The sequence below is a fragment of the Streptosporangium sp. NPDC049046 genome, assembly GCF_040649155.1.
In the GTDB taxonomy this organism is placed as follows: domain Bacteria; phylum Actinomycetota; class Actinomycetes; order Streptosporangiales; family Streptosporangiaceae; genus Streptosporangium.
This window is the reverse complement of sequence record NZ_JBEZEZ010000005.1, coordinates 1-19118: the sequence shown is the minus strand read 5'-3', so window position 1 is coordinate 19118 and position 19118 is coordinate 1. Positions and strand designations below refer to the sequence as shown.

Sequence of the window (19118 nt, the reverse complement as noted above, 5' to 3'; positions counted from 1 at the left end):
GTCCCGGCCCGGTGTCCCTCCTCCGGGTCAACGAGCCGGTTCGAGTCCACTCGCTACGGAGTTCTGTGATGTCCGAAGAAGATTCAGCGCCGGCCGCCGAGCCGCAGCCACCGCCCTCCGACGCCCCCGCGACGGTGTGGGAGCGTCGGCGGTACTCGGTCGGTGGGCTCGGTCTGCACGTGCGCTCGGCCGGGACCGGCACGCCGACGGTGTTCCTGCACGGAGGCGGACCCGGCTGTTCGGCGTGGACCGACTTCGCCCCGGTCGTGGACGCGCTCACCCCCGGTCGCAGGTTGATCCTCGTCGACCTTCCGCAGTACGGCGACTCGGACAAACCACCGATCACGGCTCCCCTGTTCGGTTTCCACGCCGCCCACGTGCGCGGGCTGCTCGACACGCTCGGCGTGACGCGCGCCGACTTCGTGTGCCAGTCGCTCGGCGGCGGAGTGGCCCTGCGCCTGGCCGCCGACCATCCCGAGTCGGTCGGCCGTCTCGTCGTCACCGGCAGCCGGCCGACGGCCCGGCCCGCTCCCGGGGCGGGAGACGCGCGAGGCCCCCGCCTGCGCGAGGACTACTACGGCGGTGTGGGCCCGACCCGCGCGAAGATGCGCGAGCTCATCGCCCGCTACGAGTGGACCGATCCATCCGGGGTGCCGGAGGAGACGGTGGCGGAGCGCTACCGCAACAGCGTCGATCCCGGCGCGCTCGCCCTCGGCACCGCGACCGAGGCCCGCGGTGCCGCCGAGGACCTGGGCCCCGACCTGGCACGGGTGACCTCGCCCGTCCTGCTGCTGTGGGGGGAACACGACGCCTTCGCCGGTCTGGACTACGCGCGACACCTTCTGGGGCTGCTCGCCGACGCCCGGCTGGAGGTCGTACCCGGGACCGCGCACCACCCGCAGGAGGAGCGCCCCGCCGAGTACGCGGAGCGGGCCGCGGCGTTCCTGACCTCCCTTCCCGACCGTGAGTCTCACCCGCGCTCTTCGACCGTGCCCCCCGTGCTGCCCCCCGCACCCGCCGTGCCGATTCCTGGAGGTAACTGAATGCGACGCCCTGTCCTGATCACCGTGATGCTGCTCACCGCGGTACTGGGAATCCCGCGGGTGCGCCGTGCCCTGAGAGCCTGGCTGATCCGGGCGACCGGTACGGCCCTGTACACGGAGCGCGGGCGATGATCCCGCCGATCCAGCCAGCCCTCACGGACGTGGGAGGTGGGCGGTGACCTCCCCCTCCACCACCCCGGCGGTGCGCGCGATCGGGATCACCAAGAGGTTCGGCGCGTTCACCGCGCTGAGCGAGGTCGATCTCGGCCTGGCCGCCGGTGAGGTCCACGGCCTGATCGGTTCCAACGGGGCGGGCAAGTCGACCCTGATCAAGGTGTTGTGCGGTGCGATCACGCCCGACGAGGGAACGCTGGCCGTCGCGGGCGACCCCGTCTCCTTCACCCTGCCCGCCCAGGCCGAGCGGGCGGGCATCACCGTCATCCACCAGGAGACGCAGCTCTTTCCCGATCTGTCGGTGGCCGACAACGTGGTGATCTCCCGCCCCAACCTGAGGGGAGCGGCGGGACTGAGCCTGCGGGACCGTCGCGCCGACCGCGCCGAGGCGGCGCGTCTGCTGGAGTCCCTCGGCCTCACGATCGATCCCGGCCGTCTCGCGGGCACCCTCGACCTGGCCGAGAAGAAGCTGCTGCAGGTGGCCCGCGCGCTGCGCTCGGAGCCCAGGCTGCTCATCCTGGACGAACCCACCGCGGCCCTGGAGGCCAGGCAGGCCCGAAGGATCACCACGCTGATCCGCGGCCTGGCCGCCGACGGCCTCGCCATCCTGTTCGTCAGTCACAACCTGGACGAGGTCCTCGAAAGCTGCGACCGGATCACGGCCCTGCGCGACGGCCGGATCGTCGCCCGGCTCGCCGGGGGTGAGGCCACCCCGCACCTTCTCGCCGAGCTGGTCGCGGGACAGCAGCTCGCCAACGCCCCCGACCGCGCTCCCCACGAGGCGGGCGACCCGCTGGTCGAGGCCGAGCTGGGCGGTGCGGACATCGCCCCGGCCGCGATCACGCTGCGCCATCGCGAGGTCGTGACGCTGACCGGCCTGCTCGGCTCCGGTGCCGGGCGGTACGCGCGGATGCTCTCCGGCGCGACGCGGCCGGACAGCGGCGGCGTGCGGATCGCCGGCAGGCTCCTGCGCCCGCACAACCGCAGGCAGGCGGTGGCCGCCGCGGTCGGCTTCGTCCCCGAGGAGCGCAAACGGGACGGCATCCAGCCGATGCTGAGCGTGGAGCGCAACATCGCGCTCGGAGACATCCGCAGGTTCAGCCGGTTCGGGATGCTCGACCGGCGGAAGATCCGCCGCACGGCCGAGCGGCTCATCGAGGACCTGGACGTCCGCCCGGCCGACCCGGCCTTCCAGGCGGGCCTGATGTCGGGCGGCAACCAGCAGAAGGTCCTCATCGCCCGCTGGCTGGCGGCGGGGGCACGGGTGCTCATCGTCGAGGAGCCGACCCACGGCATCGACATCGGTGCCAAGCAGAACGTGATGCACCAGCTCCGCCGCTTCGCGGACGAGCGCGGCTGCGTCGTCGTCGTGGCTCTGGAGAGCGACGAGTTCCGTTCCATCACCGATCGGTTCGTGGCGTTCCGGCGCGGCCGGCTGGTCGCGGAACTGGCGGGAAACGCCCCCCACGCCGACCTGATGGCGGCGTGTCTGGGCACAAACTCGGAAGGTCGTGAATCGTGACCGGGAACCCGGTATCCGCCACGCGGGCCGCGCGACGCGGCCGTCCCCGCCCGGCGCTGGAGGACGCGTTCATCCCGCTGCTGCTCGTGGCTCTCGTCGTCGTACTGACGATGTCCACGAGCTCCTTTCTCAGCAAGGGGAACATCCTCAACGTCCTGACCGCGATGGCGATCCTCGCGATCGTCTCGTTCGGCCAGACGTTCGTGATCGCTGGAGGCGGTTTCGACCTGTCCATCGGCGCGCAGGTGGCGCTGCACGGGGTGGTGGCCGCGCTGGTGATGGCCGCGACCCAGAACATCCTGCTGGGGCTGCTCGCCGCGGCCGTCACCGGGGTGCTGTTCGGCCTGCTCAACGGTCTCCTGGTGATCTGGCTCAGGGTCCATCCGTTCATGATCACGCTGGGCACCTCGGTGGTGGCCACCGGCGTGACGCTGATCGCCTCGAACTCGGAGTCCGTCGGCGGTCTGCCCCCCTCGATCGCGGGCTTCGGCGTCGGCCGTCCGCTGGGCGTCCCCTGGATCGTCTGGCTGATGGTGGCCTGTTTCGCGATCTCCCTGTTCCTGCTCAGCGTGAGCCCTTTCGGCCTGCGGGTGCTGTCGACCGGCGGTAACCGTGAGGCGGCCAGGCTGGCCGGGCTGCGGGTCGACCGCACCACCGTGATGACCTTCGTCATCGCCGGGGTGTTCGCGGCCGTCGCAGGTGCGGCCATCACCGCCCGCCTGCAGTCGGCCCAGCCGACCGTCGGTGGCGAACTGGAGCTCTTCTCGGTCGCCGCGGTGGTGCTGGGGGGCAGCGCACTGCACGGCGGAAAGGCCTCGATGTGGCGCACGCTGCTCGGCGTGCTCGTCATCTCGGTCATCCAGAACGGGCTCAACCTGCTCGGAGTCGGTGACGCCTGGCAGGCGGTCGCCGTCGGGCTCGTCTTCATCCTCGCCATGTCGGCGGAGCTGCTGCGCCGCCTCTCACCGGTCAGGAGGTCACGCCCGGCCGAGCCGCCCTCCGCAGGAAAGCCCGACGCGGCGAGGGGCACCCCCGCCGCCGTCTGATCCTTCGCCCACCCTCTGACCAGACGTCCCGCCCTCCTCACCCCCGTACCACGCCGGCCGATCCTCACGGCTGAGACCTCGCCGGCCGACCGAACCCCCTGGAGGGGACCATGAAATTCCGGAAGACACCCGTTGTGGCCCTCGCGCTCTGCGCGGGCCTCGCCACCGCCTGTTCCGCCTCGGCGTCCGACCCGGCCACCGAAGGGGCGACCAAGGCCGACGCCAGGACCATCGGCGTCAGCTTCGCCGCTCCCCGCATCGCCCTGTACGCCGGAATCCAGAAGGGCATCGAGGCCGAGGCCGAGAAGCTCGGCGTCAAGGTGATCTTCACCGACGCGAACGGCGACCCGCTCAAGCAGGCGAACGACATCAACGACCTGATCGCCAAGGGTGTCGACGGCATCCTCGTCTCGGCGATCGACGCCAAGGCGGTCGTGACGCCCCTCGCCGACGCCAAGGCCGCGAGCATCCCGGTGATGACCGTCGCCCGCGACGTCGCGGACCCCTCCAGCCGGGCGGCCTTCATCGGCAACGACTGGGGCAAGTCCGGCACCGAGATCGCCGAGTGGACGTGCAAGAACGTCGGCAAGGGCAAGATCATCATGATCAAGGGCCCCTCGGCCGCGCCGTACGTGCAGGAGATGACCAAGGCGTACAAGGAGGTCGTCGGATCGGCCGCCTGCCCGGACATGAGCGTCGCGCACGAGGTCAACCTGAACGAGATGACCACGGAGAAGGGGCTGGAGGCGACGAAGGCCTCCCTGTCGGCCGTGCCCGACGCCGCCGTCGTGTACGCCAACCTCGACGACTTCGTCGGCGGTGTGATCCAGGCCGTCAACGAGGCGGGACTGACCGGCAAGGTCACCGTGACCGGCTTCGACGGCATCCCGTCCACGCTGGAGATGGTCCGCAAGGGACAGCTCGGGTTCGAGATCGGCCTGCAGCCGCAGAAGTGGGGGGCCAAGTCCCTGCAGAGCATGGTCGACAAGCTCGACGGCAAGGAGGTCCCCGACATGGTGACCATCGAGACCCTGCCGTTCGACAAGACCAACGCCGACCAGCTCACCGAGGCCGACCTGGAGTAGCGGCGGCCCATGACGGCGCGGCCTCCTCACGAAGACCCCACGAAAGGCGCGAAAGGAGTTTCGATGGACAGCTTCACAGTCAACGGCGCGGCCCGGACCGTGCGTACGGCGCCGGGGACGACACTGGCCTCGCTTCTCCGCGACCAGTTCGGGCTGACCTCGGTCAAGCTCGCCTGCGAGCGGGGTGAGTGCGGTACGTGCACGGTGCTGGTGGGCGGCCGGCCGCGCCTGTCGTGCGTCACCCTGGCCGCTCTCGTGGACGAGGAGGTGACCACCGCCGAGGGGCTCGCGGAGGAGAGCGCCGACCTGCGCGCGGCCTTCGCCGACCGGGGCGCCTTCCAGTGCGGCTTCTGCACCCCCGGCCACGTCGTGCACGCCACGGCCCTGCTCAGGGGCGGCCTGCCCGCCGCACCCGAGCGGGCGGCGCGACACGTCCGCCGAGAGCTGTCGGGCAACATCTGCAGGTGCACCGGCTACACCGCGATCGTCGAGGCCGTGTGCGAGACGGCCCGGCGTCGCGCCGCCGTAAAAGAAACCGTGGAAGGCGCCGTAAAAGACGTCGCGGAAGACGCCGTGGAACAGGAGCGGGCATGAGTGGCCCCCACGGCCCCGCCGGCCCCGAGGACACCCAGGTCGGCCGCCGCGCCCGGCCGCTGGACTGGCAGGAGCGGACGCTCGGCAGGACCCGCTACACCGCCGACCTGAAAGAACCCGCGCACCTGCACGCCGCGGTTCTGCGCTCGCCCGTGCCGTACGCGCGGGTCACCGGCCTCGACGTCACCGACGCGCTCGGGATGCCCGGCGTGCGGGCCGTCGTCACCGCCGCCGACTTCGCGCCGGGCATCACCTACATACACCGCGGCGGCCACATGTCCGACCGGCCTCCGCTGGCGGACGGGGTGGTCAGGTTCGTCGGGCAGGAGATCGCCGCGGTGGCGGCCGACACCCCGGACCAGGCACGCCGGGCGGTCGCGGCGATCCGTCTGCGGCTGCGACCGCTGCGCGCGCCGCTCACCGTGGCCGAGGCGCTGCGGCCGGGTGCCCGCACCCTGCACGAGCGACCGGTCGAGCCGAACGTGGCCACCCGGTGGAACAGCACCTGGGGAGATCCGGCGGCGGGCATCGCCGCGGCGACGGTCATGACCGAAGGAGACTTCGTCTACCCGAGCGTCGTGCACGCCTGCATGGAACCCAACACCACGCTCGCCCGCTGGGACTCCGAACGCGAGGTCATGGAACTGTGGACCTCCACCCACGCGCCGTACTTCGTCGTCAAGGAGGTCGCCCACCTGCTCGGCCTGGAGCGTGAGCAGGTGATCTGCCGCGAGGTGGCCACCGGCGGCAGCTTCGGCTCGAAGTCCAAGGCCTCCGAACACGAGGTGCTGGCCGCCGCCCTGGCCCGCAAGAGCGGACGGCCGGTGCTGCTGGCACTGACCCGCGAGGAGGAGTTCGCAGCCAACAAGCCGCGGCACCGCTTCGAGACGCGGCTGCGCACCTACGCCGACGCCGAGGGAAGGCTGCGCGCCTTCGAGACCGAGGTCAACGTCGACAACGGCGCGTACTCGCACATGGGCTCCTCGGTGATGCGCGTCGGGGTGATCACGCTCGGCTCCGTCTACCGGGTGGAGGGCGTCCGCTTCGACGCGCGGCTGGTGGACACCGCGACCCAGCCCGGCGGCCAGTACCGCGGGTACGGCACGCCGCAGGTGGCCCTGGCCATGGAGAGCCAGATCGACGAGATCGCCGAGAAGCTCGGCATGGATCCCATCGACATCCGCAGGCTCAACGCGGTCGAGCCGTACACCGAGACGCTGTGCGGATACCGGCTCACCACGAGCGCGCTGGTGGAGTGCCTGGACGCGGTCCGCGCCGAACTCGACTGGGACGCCAAACGCGCGCGCAGGACACCGGGACGCGGACTCGGCGTCTCGTGCGCCGCCCACGGCTCGGGCGCCTACGCCTACGAGTTCGCCAACCTGAGCGAGGCCGCCGTCGACGTCTTCGAGAACGGACGCGCCCGGGTACGGTTCGGCGGGTCCGACGCCGGTACCGGCCAGAACACGATCCTGGCGCAGATCACCGCGCAGGAGCTCGGCCTGCCGCTGGACCGGGTGGACGTGCTGTCCATGGACGGCGAGCTGACCCCGCTCGACCTCGGAGCGTGGTCCTCGCGCGCCACCCACATGTCCGGGATGGCGACCGGCGAGGCGGCCGCGGCCGTCGCCGAACGGCTGCGTGAGCTGGCCGCGGAGAAGCTGGGACGCGCCCCCGATGAGGTCGAGCTGCGCGACGGCTCCGCGCACGCGGGCGGCGAGGAGGTCACGATCGCCGACCTGGTACGGCTCGACGGTGACGTCCTGACCCGTCAGAGCCACTACCGGGTGGACGGCACGGAGATGATCGCCCCCGGCGAGGACCGAGCGAACCTGTCTCCCACCTACTCCTTCGCGGCGCACGGCGCCGAGGTCGAGGTCGACCGGCGGACGGGAAAGGTGACCGTCGTCGACTACGTCGCCGCCCACGACGTCGGGCGGGCGATCAACCCGACCATGGTCGAAGGCCAGATCATCGGTGGCGCGGTGCACGGCATCGGCGGGGCACTGGGCGAGGAGGTCGTCCGCACGGACGGCAGGGTGGCCAACCCCGCCTTCGTCAACTACGCGCTGCCCCGGGCGGCCGACGTCCCGCCGATCAGGCCCGTCATCGTCGAGGGCCACGACGACGCGGGCCCCTACGGCGCCAAGAGCGTCGGCGAGATCCCGATCATCCCGCCCGGCGCGGCCATCGCCAACGCGGTCTACGACGCGGTCGGCGTCCGCGTCAGGGAACTGCCGATCACCCCGGACAAGATCCTGACGGCACTCGCCGCCAAGGAGGGCCGCCGGCGTGACCACCGGCTGTGGCGGCGGCCGGGCCGCTGGTGGATCGCGTTGCTGCGGGCCCTGTACCCCAGGGGCGTCCACACCCTGCTGGACCTCTGGGGCACCAGGTTCGGGCCCTACGGCAGGCTCGACGACAAGGTGGGCCCGGCCCCGGAGATCGGCGAGGTGCGCAGGCCCGAGTCGGTGGCCGAGGCGTGCGCCGCGCTGAGCGAGGGCGCCCTCGCGTACGGCGGCGGCAGCGACGTGCTGCCGAGCCGCCGCCAGCGGCTGATCGCCCCCGCCGTTCTGGTGTCGACGGCCAGGATTCCCGCCATGCGCGGCATCACCGGCGGTGTCGGCGGCGGCGTCGTCATCGGCGGCGCCGTCACCCTCGCCGAGGTGGCCGAGAAGCTGGGAGAGCGGCTGCCCGCGCTGAAAGAGGCGATCGAGACCATCGCCTCCCCCCAGCTCCGCGCCGCGGCGACCGTTGCGGGAAACCTGCTGCAGGCCAAGCGCTGCTGGTTCTTCCGCAACGACTTCCCCTGCTACAAGCGCAACGGCGCGAGCAGCCCGTGCTACGCGATCCTCGGCGACCACCGCTTCCAGCACGCCGCCGTGGACGGGCACCGCTGCCAGGCGGTCACCCCGTCCGACCTGGCGACGGTGCTGATCGCGCTCGACGCCGTGGCCGAGATCGCCGGCGGCGGGAGCACCCGGACGGTGCCGCTGGCGAAGCTGTACACGGGACCGGGGGAGACGAGCCTGAAGGAGGGCGAGCTCCTGGTCTCGGTCACCGTCCCCGAGGAGGCCGGACGCGCCTGCGTGTTCGAGAAGCTCTCCCTGTGGGAGGGGGACTTCGCGGTCGCCTCGGTCGCGATCTCCACCAGGGCCGTGCCCGGGGAGCCGATCACCCGCTGGCGGGACACCCGGGTCGTGTTCGGCGCGCTCGCCCCCACCCCGTGGCGTCCGCGCGACGTCGAGCGCGCGCTGGACGGCACGGAGGCGGGAGCCGATGCCGCGGTGCGCCTGCGCGAGATCGTGGACGACCGGCTCACCCGCCACGCGCACCCGCTCCCGAACAACGGCTGGAAGCTCGACGCCGCAGCCGGGCTCGCCGAGAAGGCGGCCGAGCGGCTGCTGGACACCCCCCGATGACGACCGGTTCGGACGCGGCGGGACATCCCGCCCGAGAGAGGGCGAGGCCGTTGACCTCCCCCAAGGAGATTCGATGATCGTGAGTGATCCACGAGGCGGACCCCCGCCAGACACCGCCCTCGACGAGCGGCGGCTGGAGTGGGTGAGGGCCGCCGAGGCCGTCCTCGACACCGACAGGCTCGCCGAGATCGTCATGGGCATGACCGACATCGCCAGCCCGACCGGCGAGGAGGCCGAACTGGCCCGGTGGCTCACCACGACGATGGCCGGCTCCGGCCTGGAGGCCGCCTACCAGCCCGTCGACGACACGCAGGGAAACGCCGTGGGACGGCTGCGCGGCGACGGCAGCGGGCCGGACCTGCTGCTCTACGCTCCCATCGACACGCTGACCGTGGGCGAGGAGTCCGAGGACGTCCCGTGGGTGGGTGACACCCTCCGCCACGACCTGCGTCCCGAGGCTGTGCGGCAGGGCCCGTACGTCATCGGTCTGGGCGCCAGCAACCCCAAGGGGCACGGTGCCTGCCTCGTCGCCGCGGCCGAGGCGCTGAGGCGGGCGGGCGTGCCGCTGCGCGGTGACGTGATCGTCGGGCTCGGAGCGGGGGGCATGCCCACCAACAAGCGCACCGCCCCCCACACCCGCCGCTACAACGCGGGTCAGGGCAACGGCTGCTCCTTCATGCTCGAACAGGGCGTCTGGGCCGACTTCGCGCTGCTGGCCAAGCCCGGCTGGGCCGTGGCCTGGGAGGAGGTCGGCCTGTGCTGGTTCGAGGTGCGGGTGCGCGGCAGCTACGCCTACGTCGGCAGCCGCCACCGCATCGACTACCGCAACGCGATCCTCGGGGCCGGCGTCGTCGCCGCCGAGCTGGAGTCGTGGTTCGCCGAGTACACGGCCCGCCACACGCATGACACGGTCGCGCCGCAGGGCAACATCGGCGCCATCGAGGGCGGCTGGATGCGGATGCCGGCCGTGGCGCCCGCCCTGTGCCGGTTCATGGTCGACCTCCGTACCAGCCCTCGCAGCACGCCCGCGAGCGTCAGGCGCGAGTTCGGCGCGGCCGTGGAGCGGATCAGAGCCGCCTTTCCCGAGCTGGAGGTGGAGTGGGACATGGTCCTGTCCATCCCCGGTACCGCGACACCCGCCGACGACTGGATCGTCCGCTCGGCGGTGGAGGCGTGGGAGGCGGAGGAGGGCCGGCCGCACGAGCCGATCCTGGCCAACAGCGGGGCCACCGACGCCAACATCCTGCGGGGCCGGGGACTGCCGACCGCGCGCATCGGCATGACCAGGGTCGGGCCCGAGGGACCGCTGCCGGTGGACTTCCCCTCGGGAATGAACGTGGCCGACCTGCGCGAGATGCGCAGGCTGACCCGCCACGTGATCCGCACCGTCGTCAACACCTGCACGCGCACCCGAGAAGAAGTGGGTATCACCGCATGAGTCGCATCGTCCTGGGCGTCGGCGCCTCACACAGCACGCTCATGAACACCAACTGGGACGAGGTCGCCCACCGCGACGACGCCCGCCGTTTCCGGGCCGGCCTGAACGAGGCGCGCGAGCTCGTCGAGGCGGCCAGGCCCGACGCGGTGGTGGTCATCGGGTCGAACCACTTCCGGGGCTTCTTCCTCGACCTGATGCCGGCCTTCACCGTGGGGGTCGCCGAGTGCGTCGGCAGCGGCGAGTCCGGCACCCCCGGCGGCCCGCTCCCCGTCGACACCGACCTCGCCAGGAAGCTGATGTGGTCGCTGTCGGCCGCGGACTTCGACGCCGCGTTCTCACTGCGGCTTCAGGTCGACCACGGCATCACCCACGCCCTGCAGTACCTGCTGCCCGACCTCGACGTGCCCATGGTGCCGGTCGTCATGAACATGTTCGCCCCGCCGCTGCCCTCGCTCGCGCGCTGCGACGCCTTCGGCGCCGTGCTGCGCCGGGCGATCGAGTCCGACGGACAGGACAAGCGGGTCCTCGTGGTCGCCTCCGGCGGGCTCTCGCACCGCCTGCCGTGGCCCAAGTGGTTCTCGGCGATGTCGGACGACGACCGCTTCCTCGTCGAGGCGTGGCTGAACGGCCGCGACTCCTGGAAGGACTACGAGGTGCGGCGCAGGCAGATCATCAGAGCCGCAGAGGCGGACATCAACCCCGAGTTCGACCGCCGCTTCCTCGAACTCCTCATGGCGGGCGACCTGTCGGAGATCGTCGCCAAGGACAGCGCGGAGATCGAGGAGGAGGCGGGGAACGGGGCACAGGAGATCCGCAGCTGGGTGGCGATGTCCAGGGCCGTCGGGGCCGCCAAGGGGCGCGTCCTCGCCTACGAGCCGATCGACACCTGGATCACCGGTATGGCGGTCGCGGTGCTCGATCCGCTCCCCGAAGCCTGACCTCCCTCCTGTCCCGGCCCGGACGACGTCCGAGCACGTCGTACCGGCACACCAGAACCGTGTTCCGAAGAAAGGCATGAAGCAGATGAGTATCTGGACCGATCTGACCGGTGTGGAGCACACCCTTCGATACGTGGACGCCGGAGGTCTCAGGACCCGGGCGCTCCAGGCAGGTACGGGCGAGCCCGTGGTTTTCCTGCACGGCACCAGCGGCCACCTGGAAGCGTTCATCCGCAACCTCCCGGCACACGTGGCCGGTGGTTACGCCTGCCACGCCATCGACATGGTCGGCCACGGCTACACCGACGGCATCGACGAGCCCTACCGCATCCCCCGCTACGTGGAGCACGTGCTCGCCTACCTGGACGCCATCGGCGCCGAGCGGGCCCACTTCGTGGGGGAGTCGCTGGGCGGCTGGGTGGCGGGGCGCCTCGCCGCCGACCACCCCGAGCGGGTCGGCAGGCTCACCCTGGTCGCCCCCGGCGGTACGGTGGCCAACCCCGAGGTGATGGCACGGATCAAGACCAGCACCCGCCTGGCCGTGGAGACCGACGACATCGACCTGACCCGCAAGCGGCTCCACCTGCTGATGCACAACCCGGCCAAGGACGTCTCCGAGGAGCTCGTCCAGGTCAGGCATGACATCTACCACCGCCCCGACTTCGTCAAGCGGGTCGACAACCTGCTGTGCCTGCAGGAGATGGACAACCGCCGCGAGGACCTGCTCAGTCCCGAGCAGATGGCGCGCATCACCGCCCCGACCCTGATCGTGTGGGGTGCGCAGAACCCGTTCGGTGACATCCCCGAGGCGCATCGCATGAACGCGAGCATCCCCGGCTCCCGGCTGGAGATCTTCGGTGAGTGCGGCCACTGGCCCCAGCACGAGCACTCGGAGCGGTTCAACGAACTCAACCTGGCCTTCCTCGGGGAGAACGCGTGAGCGCCGGTACGGTGCCGCGCCTGGGCATCCGGCTTCCGCCCTGCGACCGGGTCGACCGGATCGCCGACGCGGCCGCCCACGCCGAGCGGCTCGGGTTCGACAACGTGTGGCTGCCCGACTCCCAGCTGCTGTGGCGCGACGTCTTCACCGCGCTCACGGCGGTGGCCCTTCGCACCGAGCGCGTCGGCCTCGGCAGCGCGGTCACCAACCTGGTCACCCGGCACCCCGCGGTGGTGGCCTCGGCCGCCCGCAGCATCGCCGAACTGGCCCCCGGCCGCTTCCACCTGGGCGTGGGCGTGGGCAACAGCTCGGTGGGACCGGTCGGCCTGCGCTCCAGCACCAGGGCCGAGCTGACCGAACACCTGGCGCAGGTCCGCGCGTTGCTGCGCGGCGAGGAGTGGGACTACGGCTCCGCGCGCTCACGCCTGCGCGATCCGGGCCCCGCCGTGCCCATCCATCTGGCCGCCAGCGGCCCGAAGAACCTGCGGTACGCGGGTGAGGCCGCGGACGGGGTGATCCTGCTCAGCGGGATCGCCCCGGCCAACCTGGCCGACAGCCTCGACCGGGTCTGGGAGGGGGCACGCTTGGCGGGCCGCGACCCGGCGGACATCCAGGTCACCGCCTCCGCCTACTGCCATGTCACCGACGACGTCGAGCGGGACGCCCGGATCCTCAAGCCCGTGTGCGCGACCATCGCCCGCTACGGAGGCCGTACCTCGCTCGCGCTCGCCGGGATCGAGGTGGACGTGCCCGAGCGGTTCGACGAGGGGGAGGTCTACCCGGACCTGATCCACGCCGAGGACTGGGACCTGGCCGTGGAGGTGGCGGGCCGCTGGGTCAGCGACGAGGCGGCCGTGCGGTTCGCGCAGGCGTTCTGCCTGTTCGGCACGACCGGCGAGATCGGCGCCCGGCTCGCCGAGCTCGGCGAGCTCGGCGTCACCGGCCTGCTGGTGCAGCACGTCGGCTCCTACTCGCTGCCGTACGAGCTGATGGACGCCCTGGGCGACGTGCTCGCCGCATCCGGAAGCCGCGCGTGAACGACGGGACGCGGGAGGTGCCGCTGGCCGAGGCGATACTCGACCGGGCGGAGGCCGTCGCCGTGGACGCGGACGCGACGCTGCTCGGCCGGGCGGCCGAGCACGTGCTCGACACCACGGCCTGCGTCGTCGCCGGAGCCGACCACCCCACCGCGCGGCGGCTCCGCGCGGCGGGCGGTCTCCGGTGGGAACGGGAGGGACGCGAGGAGGGGGAGGCGGATCGCCCGGCCGGCGGTGCCAAGGCCCGGGGGCTCCGTGAGACGGTCTCCTGCGAGGCGACCCTGCGTGAGGCGATGCTGGCGGGGGTCACCCGGGCGCACGTGGACGAGTTCGACGCCATCCACACCGCCTCGGCGACCCTGCCCGCGGCCGTGGTGATCCCCCCGGCCGTGCTCGTCGCGACGGCCCTGCGCCGCGGCGGTGACGAACTGCTCCGCGCCGTGATCGCCGGGTACGAGGCGGTGGCCGAGGTCGGCACGAGGTTCGGCGGCCCGGCCCTGTACGCCGACCGGTGGTGGCCCGGCGCGCTGTTCGGTCCCGTCGGCACCGCCGTCGCGCTCGCCCGGCTGTACCGGCTGTCGAGAGAGCGTACGCTCGCCGCGATCGGCCTGGCGGCGGGCGGTATGGCCGGTCTGCTGCCGCCGGACCGTCTGGGCGACGCGCACTACGTCGCCCTCGGCAGGTCGGCCTGCGCGGGTCTGGACGCGGTACGGTTCGCCGCGGCGGGCATGGAGGTCGATCCTCGCCTGCTGGAGGGCGCCGTCGCCGCCACGCTGCGCAGGCGACCGGCCGAGGCGGGTTCACGGACGCCGCATCTGCTGGGGTGCTCGCTGAAGGCCTATCCCTGCGCCCGACCGCTGCACGCCGCGGTGAGCGCGCTGGAGGACCTGCTCGCCGAGGGGCTGCGTCCCGAGACGGTGACCGGGGTCAGGATCGGGCTGCCCCCCGCCGCGCTCCGGTTCGTCACCGTCGACCCGCGCCCCGCCGACCCGGCCGCCGCGGCGGCGAGCGCTCCGTTCGTGGTGGCCGCCACCTTGAGCGGAGATATCCGAAATATCGCCATATTCAGGAGTGCTGGTGCCGTGTCCGGAACGGGAGAGACCGCACCTGTGATCTCCGATACGGTGGACGACTCCGGAGCGGGACTTCACGTCGCGATCGAGGCGGGAGAGGTCGTGGGAGCCGCCTATCCGCGTCACTGGGGCGCCGAGGTCACGGTGACGACGTCCACCGGCGGGTCGTACCGGCGGGTGGTGCTGGATCCGCCGGGTGACCCGGCGCTGCCGATGACGCGCGACCAGCTGACGGCCAAGGCGGAGCGGCTGCTGCGAGGGCGTGAGGGAGCCGCGCGGCACATCGCCGACTGCCTGGCACTGGAGCGGGCGACGGACGTGGCGCGACTGCGTCTGCTGCCCGCGGGACTGTGAAACGATCTGAGAGTGAGAGCCTTGGAAGACGGTTTGACGGCACGCGACACCGGTGCGGGGACGCGCAACGGGGAGGAGGCGTCCGAGGGAGGCGTCCGTAAGAGCGAGCGGGCGCTCACCGCCGACCACATCCTGCGCGCCGCCATCGAGATCGGCGACCACGAGGGCCTGCACGCCCTCACCATGCGCAGGCTCGCCGCCAAGCTGGGCTTCAGCACGATGGCGCTGTACCGGCACTTCAAGAACAAGGACGAGATCCTGGACGGCATGGCCGACCTCGTCCTGGGCAACCTCAGCCTGCCCGAGGAGGTCGGCCGCGACCCCGAGACCGTTATACGCGACCTGGCCGACGCACTGCTCGGGATGATGCGCTCCCACCCGAGCGTGATCCACCTGCTGTCGACCCGCGCGACGACCAGCCGGACCTCGCTGAGCGGAGCGTTCGAGCGCGTGCTCGAACGCCTGCGCGCCACCGGGCTGTCGGCCGACCTGTCGGTGCGGGTCTACGGGGCGCTCATGACCTACACCATCGGCTTCGCCTCCTACCAGCTGCCACGCCCCTGGGGCGGGAGCGGCGAGGACGCCCGCGAACTCAGACGCCAGCGCGGCCACTTCTACGCCTCGCTGCCGGCGGACGAGTTCCCCCACATGGTGGAGCTGTCCGGGCTGCTCGTCGACCTGCCGCACAACTCGCAGTTCCAGGTCGGGCTGGAGTTCATGCTCGGCGGCATACTGGCCGCGCACAACGGCGGCGCCTCCGCACCTGAGGCGGGCGACGACGGCTCCGTGGCGGCCGACCGGCAGAAACGGTAACCGCAGCTGACCGCCTGACCGCCTGCCCCGGCCCCCGTTGGGCGTCCGCGTACCCGAGACATGTCCGGGTGGCGCGGGTCGGCACGGGCATGCGCGCGAGCGCCCTTGGGGAAGCCTTGGGAGCGGGATGGGCGTGAAGGCGACCCGGGCGCGGTACTAAACCGGATAGTCCCCGATCCCGCGTACGGGAACGGGGACCGCGTCATGTCCGACTCATGAGCACAGAAGATCGTGACGAGGACCTGGCGGCCCGCCGCCGGTCGGACGCACCGTACCGCCGCGCGGCGACCCAGCAGACCACCGGGCGACAGGCCCCGGCGACGGCTCGCCGAGCCCGGGGCCGGCCCGAGCCTCAGGAGGCTTCAACCATGGAAATGCCCGCGGTCAACGAGTGCCAGGTCGAGGCGTGCGCGTACAACACCGCGCACAGCTGCCACGCCCTCGCCATCACGGTCGGCAACAGCAGCCACGCCGAGTGCGAGACCTTCTTCAAGGTCCCTTCGAAGGGGGGCGACCCGACCCACACCGGCCGCGTCGGCGCCTGCAAGATGGCCGACTGCCAGCACAACATCCAGTACGAGTGCCAGGCGTCGGGCATCGTCGTCGGCTACGCGCAGCAGGACATCGACTGCCTCACCTACGCGCCCGCCTGACACCGGGCGGCCCGGATCAGAACGACGGCAGGGCCGGGCCGAGCCGTTCGGCGATGAGACGCACCTCGTCGTGGAGGGCGCGCAGTTCACCGGCCGTCGGGTTGAGCTCGTAGCCGTGGTAATGGCAGGCGGCGCTGAGCGCGGCCCACGCTCCGGAGACACGCCGGGCGATGCTCTCATCGACGTACCGCGTCAGGCAGAGCACCTGGGTCCGCATGCGGCACCGCTCCACCCCGGGTTGGGCGCGGTGCCAGAAGTCGTGCATGCACGACTCCAGCGCCTTCCTGAGCAGGAAGGCGGTCGTCCGAGACCATGGCCCGTGAGCTTCCCCCAGTAGTCCGGACACCGGCGGTGTGCCATCAGGTTCCAGGGTCCGGCGGCTGGTGGCGCCCCCCTCCTTGTTGGCCTTGTTCGGCGCCCAGCCGTTTCGCCACCGCTTGCCGGTGCGATAGTTGATCCCGACGATCCGGCATGCCTCTTGGCTGCTGAAACCTTGACCCGTGAGCCGGAAGTATTCCTCCCGCTCACGGGTCAGCTTCATGCGCCCTTGAGGTGACCGGATTTCGCGGATCTCGGAGTCCATCGCGCTCCCCGAGCTTGGGTGTTGCGACGACCGCTAGAAGGGGAGCTGGCTGGTCAAGGCTTATCCTCCGAAGGAATGATGTCGACCCGTTGACGGGTTTCTTTGTCGATCACAGCCCGTCCAGCCAGCGGAGCTCTCAGCTTCAGCTCCACGGGGTACCGGTATCCAATGTCCGGGTGGTATCCATTCTCCCAGGGCCATGACCCGCAGTTGTCATCCACTTGAATACCGAGGATCACTTGGGACGGAGTCTCGGATACTTCCGTGTCCTTCACCTGCTGGCAGAATTCGCCTTCCGCGTCGGGTGGGCGGAAGGTCAGGTTGACGGTCAAGGTTCGCTCGTCCGTGGACAAGGATGCGAGGTGAACCTGCTCCCATTTGGGTGTGCATGCCGCCAAGATCGGTATCGCGGAGGCGATGACAAGTGCCCTGGAGAAGGTACGGAATCGCGGAAGAGGCATGGTTTATGGGTCAGGTCTCTCTGTTGCTCTTACGACGGCAGTTTACGCTTCATCACATCGCCACCATACGCCTGGCGGACGGAGTTGATGTCAGTGAAGAACTCGTCGCAGTCACCGATGAGAGGCGTGTTGGCTGAGGAGTGGATTCCCTTCGCTACCACATAGCCGCTGGTCCGGTCGATGATGTAGACAGCCCCTCCAGAGTCGCCGCTGTCAGTGCAGGCTGAAGGATGCGTACCCTTTATAACATTCTCGATCCTGCCGTCGTTGACACGAATGCCGGTGTTGGGGTCGGTAACCTTCCAGTTGCAAGTTTGTCCGGTCTTCATGCCTCCGACACAGTACAGGTCGCCCAGCCCGGAGCGGCGATGGAAACTGCCCTTGACGGAACGCTTGCTCGTGGAGTTGACACTTCCGACGAAGATGGAGGCTGTCGGCTGGATGCCTGGCTTCGTTACCTCTATGAGTGCGCTGTCGCCGAGAAGCGCGCTCTGGCCCGGTATGGGCACGGTACCCTCGCCATAGAGATGTGTGCCCAGTACACGGCGCCCATAGGAAAATATGCCCGCAGTGTAATTGTCCAGGCAGTGCCCGGCGGTTATCAGCCGCTTGCCAGCGGGAAGCGACCATGCGAAGCCCATGGTGCAGGGTCTGCTCTGATCGGTGAGATACGCTCCCGCGCCATTGATGTACCCGTCGTTGTCGTTTAGCCGACTGTCTTGACGTTGTGCGTGGACAGCGTTGGGATCGAGCCGGATCACGACGGTGTTGGTGCCATAACGTTGGGCGAGAGCCAGTCGCATCTCGGTCGATACAGTGTTGGCGGTGAGGAGAACCTGGTTGTGCTCAGGCCAGACACTGGCGGACACGATGCGGTCTGCGCCGGGCACCTGGCTGGTATCCGCCTCCAATATTTCGCTTACGATCGTCGACAGTTGGGCCGAACTCCTGGTGACATCAGGGACTTGCGGGGCGAAGGTGTAGTCCTCGGCCTCGCCCACTGGGACTTCGCTGTCCTCGTTGGTGTCATCCCCCTCGTATGTGCCGGGGACGGTCCAGTCCGTACCCCTGAGGTCGAGGTAGGCAGTACCGGTGAGAGCGGCGGAGCCGATGGCTCGGCCGTCGGTGGTGGCTGCGGGCACGATGACCTGGCCGGTTACCATGTCGGCGTACGGGGTGGCGAGTGCGCCGGAATTGGCTTCAACGCGATCATGCGCTCCGCTCAGCGCATGCGCGAGAGGTTCAGCCATCTGCAGGGCGTCGCTGCGCCAGTTCGCGGGGGTCTGGATGACCTCCACGCCGTCCGGGCCGGCCGGGTACAGGACGGTTGGTCCGCCGATGGGGTCGAATATCGCGGTGATCTTGGGAGGGTTGTTGAAGTCGGTGTCTTCGGACGCGGGGAAGACTCGGTAGTTGTTGCTTGCGCGCTCGGTTGGGGACATGAGGACCAGGCCGTAGTTCCCGACGTCGCCAGCCCATTGGCGAGCCATGGCGGTGATATCCCAGTTCATCGGAGCGGGATTACAAGATCCCGAGCGGATGCTGCTGGTGTTGGTGACGGCGTTTTCGGTGGTGTTGGTCGGCTGCATGGACCAGGTGACGGTAGAAGGGCTCCATGCGCTGGTGACTCGGCGTACCTGGATCCCGTCGCCCACCGTGGTGCCACAGCTGGGGCCGTCGATGTTGAGCAGGGACAGGGTCACGTTGCTGATCTGCTGCCCAACCAGGGACGACATGTCAAACTTCAGGTAGGCGCGGGCCTTACTGCCGTCCGAGTGTGTGCCCGCTCCTAGTACGGCAGCCGCCATTCGTTAGTTGAGCTGGGTGTATTCGGTGGCCAGTCGGGCACGGCGGTGGAACCATCGGGCGCGGGCTTGATGACGGCGTCGCCAGATGGACCATTGCGCGGCGTGTTCCAGCGATGGTGTGCGGGGGGTGGTGG

Annotated in this window: 17 protein-coding genes; 14 read left to right on the top strand and 3 right to left on the bottom strand. The window is 70.6% G+C overall.

Going from position 1 to position 19118, the window contains the following annotated elements:
• The first annotated feature begins 68 nt into the window (after positions 1 to 68).
• The 14 genes from AB0B96_RS08185 to AB0B96_RS08120 all read left to right on the top strand — a co-directional run bounded on the left by AB0B96_RS08185 (position 69) and on the right by AB0B96_RS08120 (position 16132).
• Entirely contained in the window at positions 69 to 1043 is a 975-nt protein-coding gene (locus tag AB0B96_RS08185; protein WP_362897182.1) for an alpha/beta hydrolase, read from the top strand.
• The gene (locus AB0B96_RS08180; protein ID WP_362897181.1) at positions 1044 to 1175 is read left to right on the top strand and encodes a hypothetical protein; all 132 of its coding nucleotides are present in this window, start codon (positions 1044 to 1046) and stop codon (positions 1173 to 1175) included.
• Positions 1176 to 1218: 43 nt separating this feature from the next.
• A complete protein-coding gene (locus AB0B96_RS08175) occupies positions 1219 to 2739 on the top strand; it encodes a sugar ABC transporter ATP-binding protein (protein ID WP_362897180.1) in 1521 nt (506 codons plus the stop codon).
• Complete coding sequence (locus AB0B96_RS08170) at positions 2736 to 3785, top strand: ABC transporter permease (RefSeq protein WP_362897179.1); 1050 nt, start codon at positions 2736 to 2738, stop codon at positions 3783 to 3785. Before AB0B96_RS08175 ends, AB0B96_RS08170 begins: the two co-directional genes overlap by 4 nt.
• Before the next feature lie 110 nt (positions 3786 to 3895).
• Positions 3896 to 4870 (top strand): substrate-binding domain-containing protein, encoded by a 975-nt coding sequence (locus AB0B96_RS08165; RefSeq protein ID WP_362897178.1) that lies wholly within the window; start codon positions 3896 to 3898, stop codon positions 4868 to 4870.
• Between the two features lie 63 nt (positions 4871 to 4933).
• Entirely contained in the window at positions 4934 to 5464 is a 531-nt protein-coding gene (locus AB0B96_RS08160; RefSeq protein ID WP_362897177.1) for a (2Fe-2S)-binding protein, read from the top strand.
• Positions 5461 to 8886 carry a molybdopterin cofactor-binding domain-containing protein gene (locus tag AB0B96_RS08155; RefSeq protein ID WP_362897176.1) on the top strand — a complete coding sequence of 1142 codons (3426 nt, stop codon included), beginning with the start codon at positions 5461 to 5463 and terminating at the stop codon, positions 8884 to 8886. Before AB0B96_RS08160 ends, AB0B96_RS08155 begins: the two co-directional genes overlap by 4 nt.
• Positions 8887 to 8965: 79 nt before the next feature.
• Positions 8966 to 10324, top strand: a complete 1359-nt coding sequence (locus AB0B96_RS08150; protein WP_362897174.1) for a hypothetical protein — start codon at positions 8966 to 8968, stop codon at positions 10322 to 10324.
• Entirely contained in the window at positions 10321 to 11262 is a 942-nt protein-coding gene (gene amrB / locus AB0B96_RS08145; protein ID WP_362897173.1) for an AmmeMemoRadiSam system protein B, read from the top strand. Before AB0B96_RS08150 ends, amrB begins: the two co-directional genes overlap by 4 nt.
• 76 nt (positions 11263 to 11338) lie before the next feature.
• On the top strand, positions 11339 to 12202 hold the full coding sequence (locus AB0B96_RS08140) for an alpha/beta fold hydrolase (RefSeq protein ID WP_362897172.1): 864 nt from the start codon (positions 11339 to 11341) through the stop codon (positions 12200 to 12202).
• Positions 12199 to 13239 (top strand): LLM class flavin-dependent oxidoreductase, encoded by a 1041-nt coding sequence (locus AB0B96_RS08135; protein WP_362897171.1) that lies wholly within the window; start codon positions 12199 to 12201, stop codon positions 13237 to 13239. The genes AB0B96_RS08140 and AB0B96_RS08135 overlap by 4 nt, the downstream gene beginning before the upstream one ends.
• Positions 13236 to 14666: an MmgE/PrpD family protein gene (locus AB0B96_RS08130; protein ID WP_362897170.1), complete on the top strand. Its 1431-nt coding sequence runs from the start codon at positions 13236 to 13238 to the stop codon at positions 14664 to 14666. The genes AB0B96_RS08135 and AB0B96_RS08130 overlap by 4 nt, the downstream gene beginning before the upstream one ends.
• Before the next feature lie 12 nt (positions 14667 to 14678).
• Positions 14679 to 15479 (top strand): TetR/AcrR family transcriptional regulator, encoded by an 801-nt coding sequence (locus AB0B96_RS08125; protein ID WP_362897169.1) that lies wholly within the window; start codon positions 14679 to 14681, stop codon positions 15477 to 15479.
• Between the two features lie 215 nt (positions 15480 to 15694).
• Entirely contained in the window at positions 15695 to 16132 is a 438-nt protein-coding gene (locus AB0B96_RS08120; protein ID WP_362897168.1) for a DUF1540 domain-containing protein, read from the top strand.
• Between the two features lie 16 nt (positions 16133 to 16148).
• On the opposite strand, the gene AB0B96_RS08115 is transcribed toward AB0B96_RS08120, so the two are convergent.
• From AB0B96_RS08115 to AB0B96_RS08105, 3 genes are all read right to left on the bottom strand, one after another.
• Entirely contained in the window at positions 16149 to 16673 is a 525-nt protein-coding gene (locus AB0B96_RS08115) for a hypothetical protein (protein ID WP_362897167.1), read from the bottom strand.
• A gap of 95 nt (positions 16674 to 16768) precedes the next feature.
• Complete coding sequence (locus AB0B96_RS08110) at positions 16769 to 17047, bottom strand: hypothetical protein (RefSeq protein ID WP_362897166.1); 279 nt, start codon at positions 17045 to 17047, stop codon at positions 16769 to 16771.
• A gap of 158 nt (positions 17048 to 17205) precedes the next feature.
• Positions 17206 to 18984, bottom strand: a complete 1779-nt coding sequence (locus AB0B96_RS08105) for a DNRLRE domain-containing protein (protein ID WP_362897165.1) — start codon at positions 18982 to 18984, stop codon at positions 17206 to 17208.
• Positions 18985 to 19118: the final 134 nt, after the last annotated feature.